The 17,130-nt window shown below is 56.1% G+C and carries 10 protein-coding genes, 2 tRNA genes, 3 rRNA genes and 1 pseudogene; 3 read left to right on the top strand and 13 right to left on the bottom strand.

Annotation, left to right across the window (positions count from 1 at the left end; genetic code table 11):
* Nucleotides 1–4: 4 nt before the first annotated feature.
* On the bottom strand, nt 5–1,024 hold the full coding sequence (locus TDIS_RS01835; RefSeq protein ID WP_068668663.1) for a transglutaminase-like domain-containing protein: 1,020 nt from the start codon (nt 1,022–1,024) through the stop codon (nt 5–7).
* The gene (locus TDIS_RS01830) at nt 1,017–4,259 is read right to left on the bottom strand and encodes a molybdopterin-dependent oxidoreductase (protein ID WP_068668661.1); all 3,243 of its coding nucleotides are present in this window, start codon (nt 4,257–4,259) and stop codon (nt 1,017–1,019) included. Before TDIS_RS01830 ends, TDIS_RS01835 begins: the two co-directional genes overlap by 8 nt.
* Before the next feature lie 133 nt (nt 4,260–4,392).
* Between TDIS_RS01830 and TDIS_RS01825 the strand changes: the two genes are divergently transcribed.
* On the top strand, nt 4,393–5,514 hold the full coding sequence (locus TDIS_RS01825) for a THUMP domain-containing class I SAM-dependent RNA methyltransferase (protein ID WP_068668659.1): 1,122 nt from the start codon (nt 4,393–4,395) through the stop codon (nt 5,512–5,514).
* Here TDIS_RS01825 and TDIS_RS01820 read toward each other — a convergent pair.
* The 6 genes and pseudogenes from TDIS_RS01820 to TDIS_RS10980 all read right to left on the bottom strand — a co-directional run bounded on the left by TDIS_RS01820 (nt 5,509) and on the right by TDIS_RS10980 (nt 10,641).
* Nucleotides 5,509–6,405: an NAD(P)-dependent oxidoreductase gene (locus tag TDIS_RS01820; protein ID WP_208595656.1), complete on the bottom strand. Its 897-nt coding sequence runs from the start codon at nt 6,403–6,405 to the stop codon at nt 5,509–5,511. The genes TDIS_RS01825 and TDIS_RS01820 overlap by 6 nt on opposite strands.
* 89 nt (nt 6,406–6,494) lie before the next feature.
* Nucleotides 6,495–6,872 (bottom strand): carbonic anhydrase, encoded by a 378-nt coding sequence (locus tag TDIS_RS01815; protein WP_068668657.1) that lies wholly within the window; start codon nt 6,870–6,872, stop codon nt 6,495–6,497.
* A gap of 344 nt (nt 6,873–7,216) precedes the next feature.
* Nucleotides 7,217–7,450 (bottom strand): annotated as a pseudogene (locus TDIS_RS01810) (transposase); the annotation flags it as partial.
* Between the two features lie 606 nt (nt 7,451–8,056).
* Nucleotides 8,057–9,463, bottom strand: a complete 1,407-nt coding sequence (locus TDIS_RS01805) for a metallophosphoesterase (RefSeq protein ID WP_068668653.1) — start codon at nt 9,461–9,463, stop codon at nt 8,057–8,059.
* A gap of 107 nt (nt 9,464–9,570) precedes the next feature.
* Nucleotides 9,571–10,044 carry a hypothetical protein gene (locus tag TDIS_RS01800; RefSeq protein ID WP_068668651.1) on the bottom strand — a complete coding sequence of 158 codons (474 nt, stop codon included), beginning with the start codon at nt 10,042–10,044 and terminating at the stop codon, nt 9,571–9,573.
* A gap of 420 nt (nt 10,045–10,464) precedes the next feature.
* The gene (locus TDIS_RS10980) at nt 10,465–10,641 is read right to left on the bottom strand and encodes a hypothetical protein (RefSeq protein WP_153303719.1); all 177 of its coding nucleotides are present in this window, start codon (nt 10,639–10,641) and stop codon (nt 10,465–10,467) included.
* A gap of 174 nt (nt 10,642–10,815) precedes the next feature.
* Here TDIS_RS10980 and TDIS_RS01795 point away from each other — a divergent pair, with 174 nt between their 5' ends.
* The gene (locus TDIS_RS01795) at nt 10,816–11,280 is read left to right on the top strand and encodes a hypothetical protein (protein WP_068668649.1); all 465 of its coding nucleotides are present in this window, start codon (nt 10,816–10,818) and stop codon (nt 11,278–11,280) included.
* A gap of 1 nt (nt 11,281) precedes the next feature.
* Entirely contained in the window at nt 11,282–11,446 is a 165-nt protein-coding gene (locus tag TDIS_RS10975; RefSeq protein ID WP_153303718.1) for a hypothetical protein, read from the top strand.
* A gap of 364 nt (nt 11,447–11,810) precedes the next feature.
* Here the strand turns inward: TDIS_RS10975 and rrf are convergent.
* From rrf to TDIS_RS01770, 5 genes are all read right to left on the bottom strand, one after another.
* A 5S ribosomal RNA gene (gene rrf, locus TDIS_RS01790) occupies nt 11,811–11,927 on the bottom strand.
* Nucleotides 11,928–12,011: 84 nt separating this feature from the next.
* Nucleotides 12,012–15,035: ribosomal RNA gene (locus TDIS_RS01785) — 23S ribosomal RNA — on the bottom strand.
* Nucleotides 15,036–15,161: 126 nt separating this feature from the next.
* Nucleotides 15,162–15,237, bottom strand: a tRNA-Ala gene (locus TDIS_RS01780).
* 25 nt (nt 15,238–15,262) lie between these two features.
* A tRNA-Ile gene (locus TDIS_RS01775) sits at nt 15,263–15,341 on the bottom strand.
* Between the two features lie 117 nt (nt 15,342–15,458).
* Nucleotides 15,459–17,033 (bottom strand): 16S ribosomal RNA (locus tag TDIS_RS01770).
* The 16S, 23S and 5S rRNA genes sit together here with 2 tRNA genes alongside, the layout of an rRNA operon.
* Nucleotides 17,034–17,130: the final 97 nt, after the last annotated feature.

Here is a 17,130-nt window from a genome sequence, read left to right as displayed (position 1 = left end):
CATATTATTCCTTCTCCCAGGTGATCTCAAAGTCAAGAATTGGCGAACGAAAGATATCCACCGGCCTTCCGTCTATCTCTAGATATGGATAGACGAAATAGTTTACGGGCTCACCTTCCTGGGGAGGATTGAAAATTAAGTCTCTCCCTTCTGAGAGCTTCACCCGGTAGGCATCCACGGCCCCAAAGTAGTATTCCCTCACGGGTCTCAATTCCGGAGCCCTGGGCGAGAGCCCCTTTATGAGGGCCGTCTTCAGGACATCGGCCGGGTCAGCCGGCACCCACCCGTAGCCTGGAACGAAAAACTCCGTCCAGCAGTGCTGGGCTCCAGTGAGGTTCTCCCCGCCCTCTTGGCCAAGCCTCAGACCGAAGACTTCCCGGGCCGGAATGGCAGCTGCCCGGCACAGAGCCACGAAGACCGAGTTGAGGTCCGCACACTTCCCGCACCGATTTTTTAGCACCTTGCAAACGATACCCTTACCACAGCCTTTGACCTTCGGATCCCGCCTGAGATTATCCACCACCCAGTCATAGATAGCCCGGGCCTTGTCTCGAACCGAGGTCTTGCCCCGGGTGATCTCCAAGGCTAGTTTCCTAACTTCCCCTCCAACCTCTACGTAGCGGTTTCCGGAAAGAAACTCTTTGAAATTCTCGGGGTTAAAGCTTTGAGGGGGTTCAGGAAAATCATTCCGCACCACTTCCCAGCGCAAGACCCGGTAGGAAAGGACCATCTCCGGCCTTGTGGTGCGGTCAAGATCCCATTCGAGATAGAGAATGAGGTTTCCGTGCTCGTCGGTAAAAAGGCCGTGATAGGCGTAATTACCGAAAACCTCTGGATCTTGTATCCTCTGATACCTGTCCGTCCGGGGATAGGGAAGCCAGAGGCGGGCTTTCTTGGCCCCGGGCGGAGGGGAGATGCTTAAGCGCCAGACCATCCGCCCCGAGATCTTCTTCTCCGCCCGCACCCAGTTTCCGGTTCCAAAAACCGCAAGAATCAAAAAGAACCCAAGGATCACTTTACGCATCTTTCCCCTCCGTTGAGACCTTTTCTACCCGTACTTTGGTGAGGCTGAAATCCGGAATGCCCCCTAGGGTATCTACCAGAGGTAGATCAAAACTTTCGGTCGAACGGAAACTCAAAAGGTTTGGATTTGCGCCGCGGGCCCTCCTCGGATCAGGAAGAACCCGATCTCCACGGGCCACCCGGCCTCCCCCGAGAAAGACCTCTTCAGCCCGCAAAACCTGAAGTTTCGAGGCCCCGTGCTGCCAGTGCCCGTAGTGATGGGGCAGGGCCACGCATCCGGGCCGAATTCTTTCCGAGACCATGATTCTCACGATCACCCCTTCGGGATAGGAGGCCGAGGTAAGCCGCACCCGATCCCCGTCGGAAAGCCCCAGGCGCTCCGCATCCATCCGGTTTACGAGAAGCGGGGGCTCGGGGAAAAGGGCCAGGGCCTGCCGATAACAGATGGTCCGCGACTGCGTGTGGAGGGCAAGCTTGTGCGATAGAAGCACGAAGGGGAAATCCTCCTGCCCACGGATGGAGACCGGCCGATAGCGAACCGTGCCGTGGAAGTGTCTCCCAGAAAGACCATCCCCACAGCTTGCCAGTTTCTCGTTCCAGAAAAGCACATAGGGAAGGCCCTTCTTAAAATTTCCGTTTTCGTCAAAGAGGGACTCCGGAGACAGAAACACCCCGCCCCGGGCGAGCACCGTGCAGCACCGGGCCCATTCTTGGGGCTTTAAAAGATCCCGATGGCGGGAAACCGGATAGTTGGCCTCCACATAGCGTCTTTCCTCCTCGGCCGCAGGAGGAACCCCGGCGTTTTCGGCAAGATTCGCAATCCCCCTCAGGTAAAAATCCTCGGCCCGATGAAGGGGGTAAAGCCTTCCGTCCTCTCCCGGGATGGCCTTATCCCCGAACCCCGAAAGCCCGAGATACTCCGCAAGATCAATGAGGAAGGTCTCAAGCGAGAATGGGCGCCCGTCCCGGGTGCGGCCGGTTAGAGGCTCCACCACCGGGGTACGCACCGCGGTGAACCTCTCGCCCGGGGCGTGGGGGTTGAGAAACCCGTAGTGCCCCTCAAGATAGGTCACATCCGGCACAATGTAGTCTGCATAGATGTTGGTCTCGTTTATGGTGACATCTATGGAGACATGGAGAGGAACCTTTTCAGGATCGGCGAGCGTCCTCTCGAACCTCTTCCCACCCGGCATGCTATAGACCGGATTAAAGAAATAGGTAAAAAGGATTTTTACGGGGTAGGGATACTGGCGGTCGATCCCCACCATGGCCGAGACCGAAAGGCCGCCCTTGGTAAAGGGGAACCAGGGAAGGGGCGCGGGATACCCCCTTCTTTTGAATTCCGAGGTCCTCTCATAGGCGTATTTTTCACGCGAGATCTTGACCCCGCGGGGCTTTAAGGCCCCGGGAAAGTCTTTAAGATCATAGAGACCTCTCCGCCAGTCGGCCGCGGCCCCACCTGAAGGGAGATATCCTCCCCGACGGTTTACACTGCCGACAAGAGCGTTTAAAAGCGCAATGGCATAGCTGGCGTAGGCCCCGCCCAGATAGTTTCCGCCACCGTGATAGGCAAAGGCTGCGGCCTGTGGGGCGTGAGCCGCAAACTCACGGGCGATCTTTACGATCTTCTCCCGCGGGATCCCCGATCTTTCGGCGTAGTAGTCAAGCGTATGTTCAAAAACGGCTTCCTTAAAAATAAGAAAGGTGGTCTTGGCCTGAACTCGGCTGCCATCCGCAAGCTCAATTTCCCCGGCCCACTCAAGCACACCGCAGGACACCGATGAGGCGGGAGAAAGCCTTCCTTCTGGTGAAACCACCATTGGGTCCTCGGCCGCTCCGGAAACGCCGGCCACATCCTTCACTTTGAGAATTTTTCCGTAAAGAGGATGGTCCGCATTGGTCACCACTAAGTGGGTGGCGTTGGTGTAAAGGTTCCGCCCGGCACGAAAAGCGGCTTCCTTTGAAGGAAGCTCCAGAAACTCCCGATCGTAAAGCCCTTCCTCAAGGAGGACCCGCAAAAACCCCAGGGCAAGTGCCCCGTCTTCCCCGGGCTTAACCGGAAGCCACTCGTGGGCTATGGCTAGCCCCTCGTGCCCCCTAGGATCCACGATGACCACTTTAAGCTTTCCGGCCACGGCTCTACGGGCTATGATAGCCCCGGCGGTGTTCACTCCAGGTTGCCCGGCGGCGAAGATGTTGGCCCCGAAAACGATCATATAACGGGAATTTTTGAGATCGGCCTTAAGCTCCACCTGCCTTCCGTCGGTAAGGATGTAGTTTCCCATCCGGAAACCGATCCCGCAGATGTCCGTGTGCCCGATGTGGTTCACGGACCCCACGGCCTGTTTCACGAACCGGTTTATAAAGTGCTTTCGGCCCGCCTGCGAGCGCCCGGTAAGCCAGACCAGCTGATTCCGCTTAGGCCCAAGTTCTGGAGCAGAAGGGTCAATGGGGTCATCCGAAAGTATTTCCCTGAGACCCGGGTAGTGACGCTCGTCACCGAGATGGGCAAAAAGTTTTCCGCCCTCGGCGATCTCCCTTATAAGCTGATCCCAGGAGATGGGCACAAAACGGCCCGAGCCCCGGGGCCCGTTTCGCTTCAAGGGCAAAAGGACCCGGTAGGTATTCTTTAAATAGTCCCGATCACACTGGGGTTTTCCGCAGGTGCTAGCCGCCTCCGAAAGGCTCTCCCGCACCGGGGTCTCATAGGGGATGGGATTTCCTGCGCGGTTATAGGGATGATAGGGATTGCCATCCACGGCCGCAATCCCATCTCCCCTGACCCGGACCCTCAGGCCACAGCGGGCGTTACAGGCCAAACACACCGTATGCACCACCCTTTCCGTCCCTGAAAGGGGCAGGTTTCCCGGCTTGATTTTGTAAGAGCCTTTCAGGCTAAGCGCCCCGGTGGGACATACCCTTACACAGGTCGGAACCTCCCCTTCACCGAGCTTCATAATACAGAAATCGCACCCCATGACCCGCAGCCTGAATTCCGGCTTAACTTCCGGGTAGCGGCCTTTCTCCGAAATCGTGATCTCGATCAGTCTCGTTTCCGGGGAAAGGCCCCTTGCGTTCTGACAGGCCAGCACACAAGCCTGACACCCCAGGCACTTCCTGGAATCATAGCCCACCATCGGAAGCCTCACTCCGCCTCTGGCCTCTCCCTTTAGGATTTCCGGCGCAAGCATAAGGCCAATCCCCGCCATTTTAAGAAAATCCCGTCGACTGGGCATCCCCCGCCTCCCTCACAAGGGGTTTTATCGGAATTTTAAAGATAATCTATAGACAACGTCAAAAAGTTTTCATAAATAAAAGCCCTCCAGAATAATTGCCCAAAGATATAAAAGGGTTAGACTCGGAGGAACGATGAGGGAGGCTAGCCTTGAACTCTTTGCGGTCTCTCCGCCAGGGCTTGAGAAGCTCGTGGCTCAAGAGCTTAAGGGCCTTGGTCTTTCAGGAGAGATTGAGATCGGAGGGGTACGTTTCCAAGGCGGTCTAAGAGAACTCTACCTTTCAAACCTCTGGTTGCGGACGGCCAACCGTGTTCTCCTCAGGGTGGCTCGTTTCCGGGCCCTCTCCTTTCCGGAACTCATCCGCAAGACCGAACGCTATCCCTGGGAGACCTACATCCCCGAGGGTTACGGAGTGAAGCTCCGGGTGACCTCCTATCGCTCAAAGCTCTATCACGAGAGGGCCATCAAGGAACGAGTCCTTACGGCCCTAGGGAATCGTCTCGGACGGGCCCTTACTCAGGCTGCCGAAAAGGAGATCCTCATCGTAGTCCGATTCGTGAAGGACCTGTGCACCATAAGTATTGACACCTCCGGGGGCGATCTCTTCCGGCGGGGCTACAAGGTGGGCAAGGGCCTGGCCACCATCCGGGAGAACCTGGCTGCGTCCCTGATTCTTTCCTCGGGCTGGATCCCTTGCGCGCCCCTCTTTGACCCCTTCTGCGGCACCGGTACCATCCCCATCGAGGCCGCCCTTATCGCCGCAAACCGCGCCCCCGGACTTCTCCGGTCTTTCCCCTTTGAAGACTGGCCGAACTTTGACTCCGGGCTCTGGGAAGAAATAAAGGCCGAGGCCCGGTCCTGCGAAAACCCGCCTCCAGAGGAACCCTTCATCTTTGCCGGGGACGCTTCGGATAAGGCCCTTTCCGCTACCCGGAAAAACCTTCAGGCCTCAGGCCTTGAACCCTGGGTTGAAACCTTTCAAATAAAATTAGAAGAACTCTCGCCACCGAGCCCGGGTTCGGGACACATCATAACCGATCCTCCTTACGGAAAGCGCCTAAAATCCCGGAACCTTGTGGTCTTCTATCGCACTTTGGGAAAAATATTCAGGGATAGATTTTCGGGATGGCGTCTCGTATTGATCTTTCCCGAAGCCAGATCCCGGGAGTTTTCGCGCCTCACTGGTCTTCGCTTCCGGCAAATCCTTACTACCGAACACGGCGGCCTTCGCTGCGCCTTCCTTGCGAGTTTATAGTTCCCGCAGGACCTTCCACACTAGGAGGAAATCCTTTTCTGGATCGCGACGAAAGGCGCTTCTATAAAGCTCACGTATTTCCGAGATAATGGGAAGGGGCTTTCCCGCTTTGCGGGCCATCTCAGACAGATAGTCGAGATCCTTGAGCATGTTCTTGACCGAAAAATGCGGGGAGAAATCTTCGTTGAGGAATTTGGCCTTCTTGGCGGAAAGCACCAGCGAACGCCCGGCTCCGTTCTCAAGAACCTCAAGCGTCTCACTCCGGTCAAACCCTAACTCTTCCGCCAGAGCTACGGCCTCGGACAGAACCGCAAGGAACCCTCCCAACACTAGATTATTGACTAGCTTGAAACGACTAGCTTTACCGGGCTCAGAAAAGAAAAAGATCTTACGTCCGAGACACTCCAAGAGAGGTTGTACCCTGCGGAAGGGGCCTTCCTCTCCGCTTACCAGGATGGTAAGTTCTCCCCGGGAGGCTGGGATAACGCTACCTAGCACCGGACTTTCCAAATAACTGCCCTCGGCGTGGGATACCATCTCATGGAAAGACACCACCTCCTCAAAATGGTTGGTGGTAAAATCCACCAAAATCTTCCCATGAAGACCTTTACCGACGAGCCTTTCGAGAACTTCCCTTACCGCCGAAGAATCGTGAAGACACAGGGCCACCACCTCGCTTTCCCGAAGCACCTCCTCTGGGCAGGAGGCTTTCTCCACCTTCAGATCTTTCAGCTTCTCAGGGGTACGATTCCAGACCAGGGGCTTCCAGCCCTCCCCGAGAAGCCTTTCCAGCATGGCCTTACCCAAAGACCCCGCTCCTATCCATCCCAACTTCATATCCCCACCTCCGCAAAGGTTCTTTCTTTTAACCTCGCAGGCCCAAAAGGGCATCCTATCCCCCTCTCAAAGAGGGGATTTTCTCCGTCGCTAAAGTCTTTACCACCCAACATCTTACGGTATTCCTGCTTGCTGGCCAAACTCTAAAACCATCTCTCGGCTCTGAACTTTTCGGAAACCCAGAGCCCTATCACTGTAAGTTCCGGATAGAGCTTGCGAAGTTTTTCCACCGCTACCCGGAGATGTTCCTTATGCGTGTTTTCATCTACCGGATTTCCGGCACAGTCGTAGTGGCCCACCACGATCACAGTCTTTGAGCCGTGCTTTTTAAGAGATATTTGCAGTTTAGCGAGGATGGGTGGCGGAATCTCCTCCCCGAAATTTCTTCCCAGAAGGCCATCCATCCCGGGCTCGGTAATCATATCCACGAAGGGAATCCCCAGGTTTTCCTTGACCCAGGAGATCACCGGTTCCTGAACCCGACCATCCATACAGTTGAGACAGGCGACAAATTTCTCCATAGTGTCCCCCTTAAAATCAAAATGATTATGGTCACCTATACTCTGGAGCGAATCCTTCGCAAAGCTCCATCTTGACCATCTGCCCAGCTTTATGTAATAGTGGATTAAGATACTCCTAATAAGAAGTATCTTAATGTTCCTAGAGATTAGGATTAAGTGTCGGTGCGGGACAAGTGAGGCTGACTTCAATCTGAGGGACAACGTCACGCCCCCTGAGAAGACCTACAGGGCCTTTTGTGTAAAGGCATTTTAGATTGCTTGAGTTCATAGGTCAAAATAAACTTCTTCTAGAGCTCGTAGCTCAAGGCCTGAACGGTGGACAAGAGTTTTAGTCACCACCTCTACTAGAGATCGGCCATTTGGACGAAAAGGTTCACTTCGAGAGCCTTTTCCAAAGGAAAATAGTTTCCAAGCTCCATAGCCATCCTAGCTAGCCCGGAATTGATGCTTTCCACAGGATTGGGGGAATAGATGTATTTTCTCACTTCTCTGGGGCAATCTAGAAAGGCTAGGTAACGGGAAGCCTTTTCCTCAAGGCTCTGGCCCCATTGGCTATATTCGTTCTTGACCACCCGGCAAAGTTCTGCAAATAGTCTCTCCCCTTCCTGTCTATCCGATCAGATCTTCAGTTTGGGAAAGAACTCCCTTACTCTGCGATAATCCTTGAAGGAAATTTGGCTTTAAAGTTACGCCGAAGGTAGAGCTGAGTTATAGGGGAAGAAATTGGAGGTGGCTTCAGTAAGGCTCCGGAAGTCATCGGTGACGAAAAGTAGATGCCTTTTGAGGCCTCGGCTCAAGAATTCTGTATAATTTCTGTCCAGAAGGTCTTATTTTCTCAGCCTTTTAAGGGCCAGAAGAACAAGCCTCGAAAGCTATACCGAGGGGCACAAAAACGGGGAGCCCTTTGAGGGCACCGGTTCCCGGGTCTCTAATCTTTCCCGGTAAGCATCAATGCAGATATCGAACCAGTCTGGCGGGAGAACTTGTTTGCAGTAGGAGTCTCGTTTTCCCTAGAAGGATTAAGAATTCCAGAGCATACTGCATGGACTTTTCGGAGTAAGGAAAGGCGAGTTTTTTGAGGGTTCTTTGTAGATTATGATATAAAAAAACAACACTCCGAAGGGAGCCCGATTGCGGCCCTTTCATCGGAGATCTAATACCCTCCAATATCAATGAAGCTCCTGTTAAAAAAGTTTGCCCCAAGCCAGCTTTTTTACCAGTTCCCGGGCCTGATCTTCCCCCTCTACGCCCTCGAGAATGGACTCAAACTCTTCGTAAGATGGCCAAGGTATCTCCAAGGTCTTGACTTCCTCTCCTAAGGCGAAGACAAAAGGCCTGCTGATGGCCAGATGATCGGCCTCGTAGACGTCAGTCACCCAACCTCCGGTGTTGAAACAGGTCACGCCTTTTCTACCGGCTACGGTGTCGATTTCAATCCTTCCGTGCTCAAAGGGTACGTGGGTGTGACCAAAGATTAAGGTGTTAAGCTCTTTAAAGGCCGGAAGGGCCATCTCCAAGTAGTCCTCAATGCGGGCCCTGGTCCTATCCTCACTTAAGATGCGCGGGAAATGTCGTAAAGGCGCCCCGGAGTGCCGGTCACCTTTAGGGGCTAATTGGGCAACGATTGTGTATTTGAGGATCTCTGCAATGAACCGCAAGGCTGCATCCGAACCCACCTCAAATAGCGTGCCGGTGAAGTGGCCCATGAGAGCGCCCAGTTTCCCGAGGAGGGATTTTCTGTGACGGGGCTCCCGGGTGAGGCGTTCGTCAAGATAGTGGATAAGGTCCTCGAGTACTCCCTCGGTGATCGGCCCTGTGCCTCCGGCCTGGAGGTCGTCCCAGAGTTTTTCGATGAGCTTGCTCAGTTCTCCGGCCTGGCCAAGGGAATACCAACCAAACTCGATGAAGGGGGAATTTATCTGTTCGAGCTTCTTAAAATTCAAACGCTTTAATCCCATTTTGGCCAGAGATTCTTTCAAAAGATCGGTGAAGAGCCTCCAGGCCTCCTCAAAAAAGTGACCATGTGTGATAAGGATGGAAAAATCGCCCGTATGCACATAAAGATTCGGATAAGCGACGAGAATTCCCCGACCGTCTTCCTGGGCCTCGGCAGAGAGAAGGTGATAGAGAAAAGTCTTCTTTCCGTACGGGGTACTCACTCTCCGGCCGGGAATGCGGATACCCTCCTCGTCAAGATATGGGCAAAGGGCGTGGTAATAGGGTTCTACCGGACGACCCGCGCGGACCTTCTGAAAGATGAGGGCCTCTTCCTGGAGGGCTACCCAAAGGTGATGATCATGATTCCCCGGAAGATAAATTACCGCCTCGCTGAAAAGATCTTGCATCCCCTCGAGAAAGGTCTTGAAAGCCAAAAAGGCCTGCCGTCGCCGGGCCAAAGAAAGATCCAAGGCATCGCCGGCCAGAATCAAGTAGCGTACCCTTTCCGTCCCGATACTTTGGGATAGGAATTCCTTCAAGGCCTCCAGATAATGGCGATTCACTCCCTCATTGGAGTCGGGATACATGAGGATACTGTCTTCCTCGCCGAGATGGAGGTCAGAAAAGACTAGAGCCAAACATTCCTTGCTCATAACTTTACCTCCTATCCTATTCACTGAGGAAAATAATTCTAAAATTAATACCGTTAAACTTTTCAATAAACATATTCGCTAATTCTGGTTCCTTATGCCTAAAACTTTTAAAATCGAATAAAATAGGCAAAATACGCCTTACCCTTATCCCTAAACTCTATAGTAATATGAGGAAAAAGGGTGCCGTCGAATACCGGATACATAGAAAAATACAAAAAGGCCTCTCTCCGCTTAAACACGGAGACATTGTAGGAGAGGCCCGGGGCGAGTCGAAAGTCGATGCCGGAGTTCTTGGCCTCCTCAAGATTAAATGTCCAGGCCGAAAGGCCGAGTAAGGCCAGAATACCTTCGATGAGAAGGATAGAGGCCTCGGGGGAACGCATCAGTTCTAGGAGCAGGGTTCCGCCGGCGACCTTCTTGCAACGACAGACCTGGGCGATCTCTACGGCCTTCTCGTGAAAAAGACCATCTTCCGCAGGAGGAAGCTCCTTTACCCCGGAAAGGACGGAGCTGATACCGGTTAAACGATCGAGGAGGGCCTCCGGCAACACGTAAGGTCGATCAAGGAGGGGATAGTCCACAAAGCCCAGAAGAAATCTGAGAAGTCGAAAACGGAGAAGCCTCCCACGGGGGTCGAAAAGGGCTCGGCCCCTCCGGTAATATAGTCCGGCCAGGCGAGCTACGGCCCTCGGTTTAGCCCAGGGGAAATCGGGAGAAGGAACAAGCTTTCCGCTTTCGAAGGCGAAGGCCAGGAGAAGGATCAGCCGTTCCTCGTCCCCGAGCCCGAAGGCCTCCGTGAGGCAGGATCGGCCCCCCTCATCCAGCCCTTCTCTGAGGTTGTTCTTTACAATCTCAACCCTGTTTTCGAAATAGATACCCCACCTCTACCCCTAGGCCTTAAGAGAAGGGATAGCTTTTGCTTATTTTTCTGTCAAGGGGGGTATCGTTATATGTGTCATTGCACAGCGACTATGTCACCCCTTAAGTGCATAGGGATTTTGTCACCCCCTGAGGTACCCATAGGTCTCAAAGATCTTGTCTCGGGAGGGACCCATGGAGATCACAAAGGGAGGTTTACCGTCTAGGATCCCGTCAGATACCATGTCATCCAGCAAGCTCTGAATCATAAACTCTCCAATGCCGAAGGGCCCAAACAACTCGGCCTCTCCAAACGACAATTTATCCGCCTCAAAAAGAAAGTCCTCAAAATATGGCCCTAAAGGGCCCCTTCACGGTAACCGTGGTCGCAAACCCCAAAATGCCTTCCCCTCCTCCCTTAAGCAAACCGTCCTGACCCTCTACCAGTCCAAATACCAAAACTTCAATACTTCAACCTTTCCCATTTCACTGATATGCTCAAAGAACTGGAATGTATCCGGCTAAGCCGGGAAACCCTAAGACGTTGGCTTAAGGAGGCGGATCCCCTTCCACCACCTAAAAACGTTACCGCCGCACAAAACGCCGAAAGCGAGCCCCAAAGAAGGCCAGATCGTCTTCATCGACGGTTCCCTCCACCCCTGGTTCGGTGTAAACCCTACGCCCTCGATGACGCCACCGGAGGAAAACCTCTCTACGGAAATTTCGTCAAAAGAGAGTCCCTTATGGCCTACTTCGAAGTCTGCTACCAAGTCTTCCAAAAATACAGCCTCCCAGAAAACCTTTGCCTCGACAGACATTCGGTCTTCATAACCACCCGGCACGAAGGCGTTCACGTCAAACAGACTGTAGGAAACCCTACCTGTTTCCAAATAGCCATGGCCAAAATCAACATAAACCTCATCTTCGCCCATTCCCCCCTCAAGCCCGAGGCCGCATAGAATGAAGTTTCGCCACCTCCAAGATCGATTGGTCAAAAAACGGGCCCTTGAGGGGATTTCTGATCCCGAAGAAGTCATCCATTACCTCAACCGGTTCTTCAGCTATATGAGAAAGTTCGCCGTAGAACCGGAAGATCCAATCCCTGGCCTGGAGAACACCTCCTAATGACCTGAAAGAAATCCTCTGCCGGACCTTTGAGAGAAGCCTCAAAAACGATCTCACCATCTCGGTAGAAGGACGAATCCTTCAGCTCAAATCCAAAATACGGATGAAAAGACTTGCAGGACTCGAGGTGAAAGTGAAGAAGATTTTCGATGGCACCTTCACGATCTTTTATCCCGAGCCAAGGAGAGATACCCTATTAAGGGCTGGGTAAGACGAGGCAAAAAAGCGGCTACGACTAAAGATCAGAACCGAAAATCCGAAGGGGGTAACATTTTCCCTGTGCAGCAACAAAGAAAGAGTTTTATCCCTTTAAAAACAAAAAAGCCCGGCCAGGATAACTCCCAGCCGGGCTCAGAAAATCAACCCCGGGCACCGACCTACTCTCCCAGGGCGGTAACGCCCCAGTACCATCGGCCCTGGAGGGCTTAACGACCGTGTTCGGAATGGGAACGGGTGTGGCCCCTCCGGTATGGGCACCCGGGAAACTTGTCCAAATCTAGGACAAGCGAATATGGGTATACCGCCGGCACCTTGCCGGCCCAAGAATTCTTAAATAAAGCCAGCTGTGGCCAAGCCGCACGGGCGATTAGTACCGGTAGGCTCCACCCATTACTGGGCTTCCACCTCCGGCCTATCAACCTCCTGTTCTCGGAGGGCCCTTCAGGGGGTGGGTTGCCCCACCCGCGGGAGGCCTAATCTTGGGGTGGGCTTCCCGCTTAGATGCTTTCAGCGGTTATCCCGTCCGCACATGGCTACCCGGCTGTGCCGCTGGTGCGACAACCGGGCCACCAGAGGTGCGTCCACCCCGGTCCTCTCGTACTAGGGGCAGCTCCCCTCAAGCCTCCTGCGCCCGCGGTGGATAGGGACCGAACTGTCTCACGACGTTCTGAACCCAGCTCACGTACCCCTTTAACGGGCGAACAGCCCGACCCTTGGGACCTTCTCCAGCCCCAGGATGGGATGAGCCGACATCGAGGTGCCAAACCACCCCGTCGATGTGAACTCTTGGGGGTGATCAGCCTGTTATCCCCGGGGTAACTTTTATCCGTTGAGCGACGGCCCTTCCACACGGAGCCGCCGGATCACTAGGCCCGGCTTTCGCCCCTGCTCGGCCCGTCGGCCTCGCAGTCAGGCCCCCTTATGCCCTTGCACTCAACGGCGGGTTTCCAATCCGCCTGAGGGGACCTTTGGGCGCCTCCGTTACCTTTCAGGAGGCGACCGCCCCAGTCAAACTGCCCGCCAGGCACTGTCCCTCGAGGGGATAACCCTCGCAGGTTAGAACCCCGGAGCAGGAAGGGTGGTATCTCAAGGGCGGCTCCACCGGAGCTGGCGCCCCGGCTTCACAGCCTCCCACCTATCCTGCACATCCTACCCCGAAGTTCAATGCCAAGCTGCAGTAAAGCTCCACGGGGTCTTTCCGTCCCACCGCGGGTACCCGGCATCTTCACCGAGACTACAGTTTCGCTGGGCCCCCGGCCGAGACAGCGCGGCGGTCGTTACGCCATTCATGCAGGTCGGAACTTACCCGACAAGGAATTTCGCTACCTTAGGACCGTTATAGTTACGGCCGCCGTTTACCGGGGCTTAAGGGCAGAGCTTCGGGGACGAATCCCCTAACCCCGCCCCTTCACCTTCCGGCACCGGGCAGGCGTCAGGCCCTATACGTCCTCTTACGAGTTAGCAGAGCCCTGTGTTTTTGGTAAACAGTCGCCACCGCCTCTTCACTGCGACCCGCCTCGGCTTCGGTCGCAAGGACCTACACCTACACGCGGGCACCCCTTCTCCCGAAGTTACGGGGCCATTTTGCCGAGTTCCTTAGCCGGGGTTACCCCACGCGCCTGAGCATATTCTGCCCGCCCACCTGTGTCGGTTTGCGGTACGGTCACCAGGGCTTCAACAGCCGCGAGGCTATTTCTTGGCAGTGTGGTCCGAGCCCCTTCCCGCGAGCCGTGGCTCGCGGTTACTTACTCCCCCTCACCCTCCGGACCGGGATTTGCCTCGGTCCATCATCGGGCTAGAGGTTTGGAGGGCCAACCATACAGCCCCGGGGCCCTTCCCTCCTGCGTCACCCCTCGGCCTCCACCCTGATGGCGGGGGATTATTAACCCCACTTCCCATCCCCTACGCCTTTCGGCCTCGGGTTAGGGGCCGGCTAACCCTGGGCGGACGACCCTTCCCCAGGAAACCTTGGGCTTACGGCGGGAGGGATTCTCACCCTCCTTATCGCTACTCGTGCCCGGATTCTCTCCTCCGGGGCCTCCAGCGGCCCTCGCGGGTCCGCCTTCATCGGCAACCGGAGTGCTCCCCTACCGCCTGCGCGCCCAATACGCGCAGACCCGCAGCTTCGGCGCCCGGCTTAAGCCCCGTGGTATTTTCGGCGCACCCCCGCTCGCCCAGTGAGCTGTTACGCACTCTTTAAATGATGGCTGCTTCTAAGCCAACATCCTGGGTGTCTAAGCAGGGGCACCTCCTTTACCACTTAGCCGGGACTTTGGGGCCTTAGCTGGCGGTCTGGGTTGTTCCCCTCTCGTCCTAGGACTTTATCGCCCTAGGGCTGACTCCCGGGCTGCGCTTGCCGGTATTCGGAGTTTGCCTGGGTTCGGTAGGCCGGTAAGCCCCCTAGCCCAAACAGTGCTCTACCCCCGGCAGCGACCACCCGAGGCTATACCTCAATATATTTCGGGGAGAACCAGCTATCACGGGACTCGATTAGCTTTTCACTCCTACCCACAGCTCATCCGAGGAGTTTTCACCCTCCACCGGTTCGGGCCTCCAGCGGGGTTTAGCCCGCCTTCACCCTGGCCATGGGTAGCTCGTCCCGCTTCGGGTCTGCCGCCGGCGACTAAACGCCCTATTCGGACTCGCTTTCGCTACGGCTCCGCCTAAACGGCTTAGCCTCGCCGCCGACGACAACTCCCGGGCTCATTATGCAAAAGGCACGCCGTCAGGGGCCGAAGCCCCCTCCGACCGCTTGTAGGCCGGCGGTTTCAGGTTCTATTTCACTCCCCTCCCGGGGTTCTTTTCACCTTTCCCTCACGGTACTGGTGCACTATCGGTGCGGGGGTAGTATTTAGCCTTGGAGGGTGGTCCCCCCAGATTCACGCGGGATTTCCCGTGTCCCGCGCTACTTGGGTAGCGCACCCCAGGAGACTGCCTCCCTTTCGCCTACGGGGCTTTCACCCTCTCTGGCGGGCCATTCCAGGCGCCTTCGGCTAGAGAGACAGTTTTGTAACTCCCTGAGGGGTCCCTGGCCCCCTCCGGTGCGCCCCCACTACCCCGGATGAGCAACGCCCAGGGGCTTTGACACTCATCCGGTTTAGGCTCCTCCCCTTTCGCTCGCCGCTACTCGGGGAATCTCGGTTGATTTCTTTTCCTCCGGGTACTGAGATGTTTCACTTCCCCGGGTCTCGCCTCCACGGGCTATGGATTCACCCGTGGATGACCGGGCATGACCCCGGCCGGGTTTCCCCATTCGGGCATCCCCGGATCAACGCCTGCTTGCGGCTCCCCGGGGCTTATCGCAGCTTGCCACGCCCTTCATCGCCTCCCCCGCCCGAGGCATCCACCGCCGGCCCTTAGTAGCTTGGCCACAAACTTTTAAAAATTTGCTCAGGCCGGTCAAGATGCCAAACGGATACCCATATTCACTTGTCAAAGAGCATACCCAACCTGCGGGCTTAAGCGAGAGCCCAAACTCTCTTCTTAAACCCGCAGGTGGTGGAGGTGAACGGACTCGAACCGTCGACCCCCGGCTTGCAAAGCCGGTGCTCTCCCAACTGAGCTACACCCCCACTAGGGCCCTACGGCCCAAATATTTGGTGGGCCTAGGTGGATTCGAACCACCGACCTCACGCTTATCAGGCGTGCGCTCTGACCTACGCTGAGCTATAGGCCCAACCTTGCCCGTTCACCCCAAACAAAAACTTTTAAAGAGCAAAGTTGATCCCTGAAAGCTGAATAGTGGCTTACATGGACAGGCCGTTCTTTCAAGTTCTTAAAGATTACTCCTTAGAAAGGAGGTGATCCATCCCCACCTTCCGGTAGGGATACCTTGTTACGACTTCACCCCAGTCACCAGCCCTGCCGTAGGCGCCTCCCTCCCCTTACGGGGTTGGGACAGCGACTTCGGGCAGAGCCGGCTTCCGTGGTGTGACGGGCGGTGTGTACAAGGCCCGGGAACGTATTCACGGCGGCATGCTGATCCGCCGTTACTAGCGATTCCGGCTTCACGGGGTCGAGTTGCAGACCCCGATCCGAACTGAGGGCGGCTTTCTGGGATTAGCTCCCCCTTGCGGGTTCGCAACCCTCTGTACCGCCCATTGTAGCACGTGTGTAGCCCCGGGCATAAGGGCCATGAGGACTTGACGTCATCCCCTCCTTCCTCCGGGTTGTCCCCGGCAGTCCCCCTAGAGTGCCCGGCCGAACCGCTGGCAACTAGGGGCGAGGGTTGCGCTCGTTGCGGGACTTAACCCAACATCTCACGACACGAGCTGACGACAGCCATGCAGCACCTGTGCTAGAGCGGTCAGACAAAGTCTGACCTCCCCGACATCTCTGCCGGGTACGACCCTAGCATGTCAAGCCCGGGTAAGGTTCTTCGCTTTGCATCGAATTAAACCACGTGCTCCACCGCTTGTGCGGGCCCCCGTCAATTCCTTTGAGTTTCAGCCTTGCGGCCGTACTCCCCAGGCGGGGCGCTTAACGCGTTAGCTACGGCACGGAGGGATTAACCCCCCACACCCAGCGCCCATCGTTTACGGCGTGGACTACCCGGGTATCTAATCCGGTTTGCTCCCCACGCTTTCGGGCCTCAGCGTCAGGAACCGTCCAGCTGGCCGGCTTCCCCACTGGTGTTCCTCCCGATATCTACGGATTTCACCCCTACACCGGGAATTCCGCCAGCCTCTCCGGTCCTCAAGCCAAGCAGTATCGGAGGCCTTTCCGGGGTTGAGCCCCGGGCTTTAACCTCCGACTTGCCTGGCCGCCTACGCCCCCTTTACGCCCAGTGATTCCGGGCAACGCTTGCCACCTCCGTATTACCGCGGCTGCTGGCACGGAGTTAGCCGTGGCTTCCTCTGGGGGTACCGTCAGCCTGCATCCGGTTATTCACCGGAGCAGGGTTCTTCCCCCCTGACAGGGGTTTACGACCCGAAGGCCTTCTTCCCCCACGCGGCGTCGCTGGGTCAGGCTTGCGCCCATTGCCCAAGATTCCCCACTGCTGCCTCCCGTAGGAGTCGGGCCCGTGTCTCAGTGCCCGTGTGGCCGACCACCCTCTCAGGCCGGCTACCCGTCGTAGCCTTGGTGGGCCGTTACCCCACCAACTAGCTGATGGGCCGCGGGCCCCTCCCCAGGCAGGAGCTTGCTATGCAGAGGCCCCCTTTGGTGCGTGAGCTTGCGCCCACGCACTTTATCCGGTATTAGCCCCCCTTTCGAGAGGTTATCCCGGACCCGGGGGCAGGTTACCCACGTGTTACTCACCCGTCTGCCGGTGTACTCGGGAGGCCGAAGCCTCCCTTTCCCCCACGACTTGCATGTGTTAGGCACGCCGCCAGCGTTCGCCCTGAGCCAGGATCAAACCCTCAGCAAAATTCAAACCTCCCGGCTCCGGAATCACCCTTAAGGGAAGATTCCAGGCCGCCGAGGCTGAAACACGGAGGCCTGCCCATGCGCCACTATTCAGTTTT

The organism is Thermosulfurimonas dismutans (assembly GCF_001652585.1).
Classification (GTDB): domain Bacteria; phylum Desulfobacterota; class Thermodesulfobacteria; order Thermodesulfobacteriales; family Thermodesulfobacteriaceae; genus Thermosulfurimonas; species Thermosulfurimonas dismutans.
The sequence above is the reverse complement of the archived record's forward strand: the minus strand, read 5'-3'. Positions and strand labels throughout refer to the sequence as shown.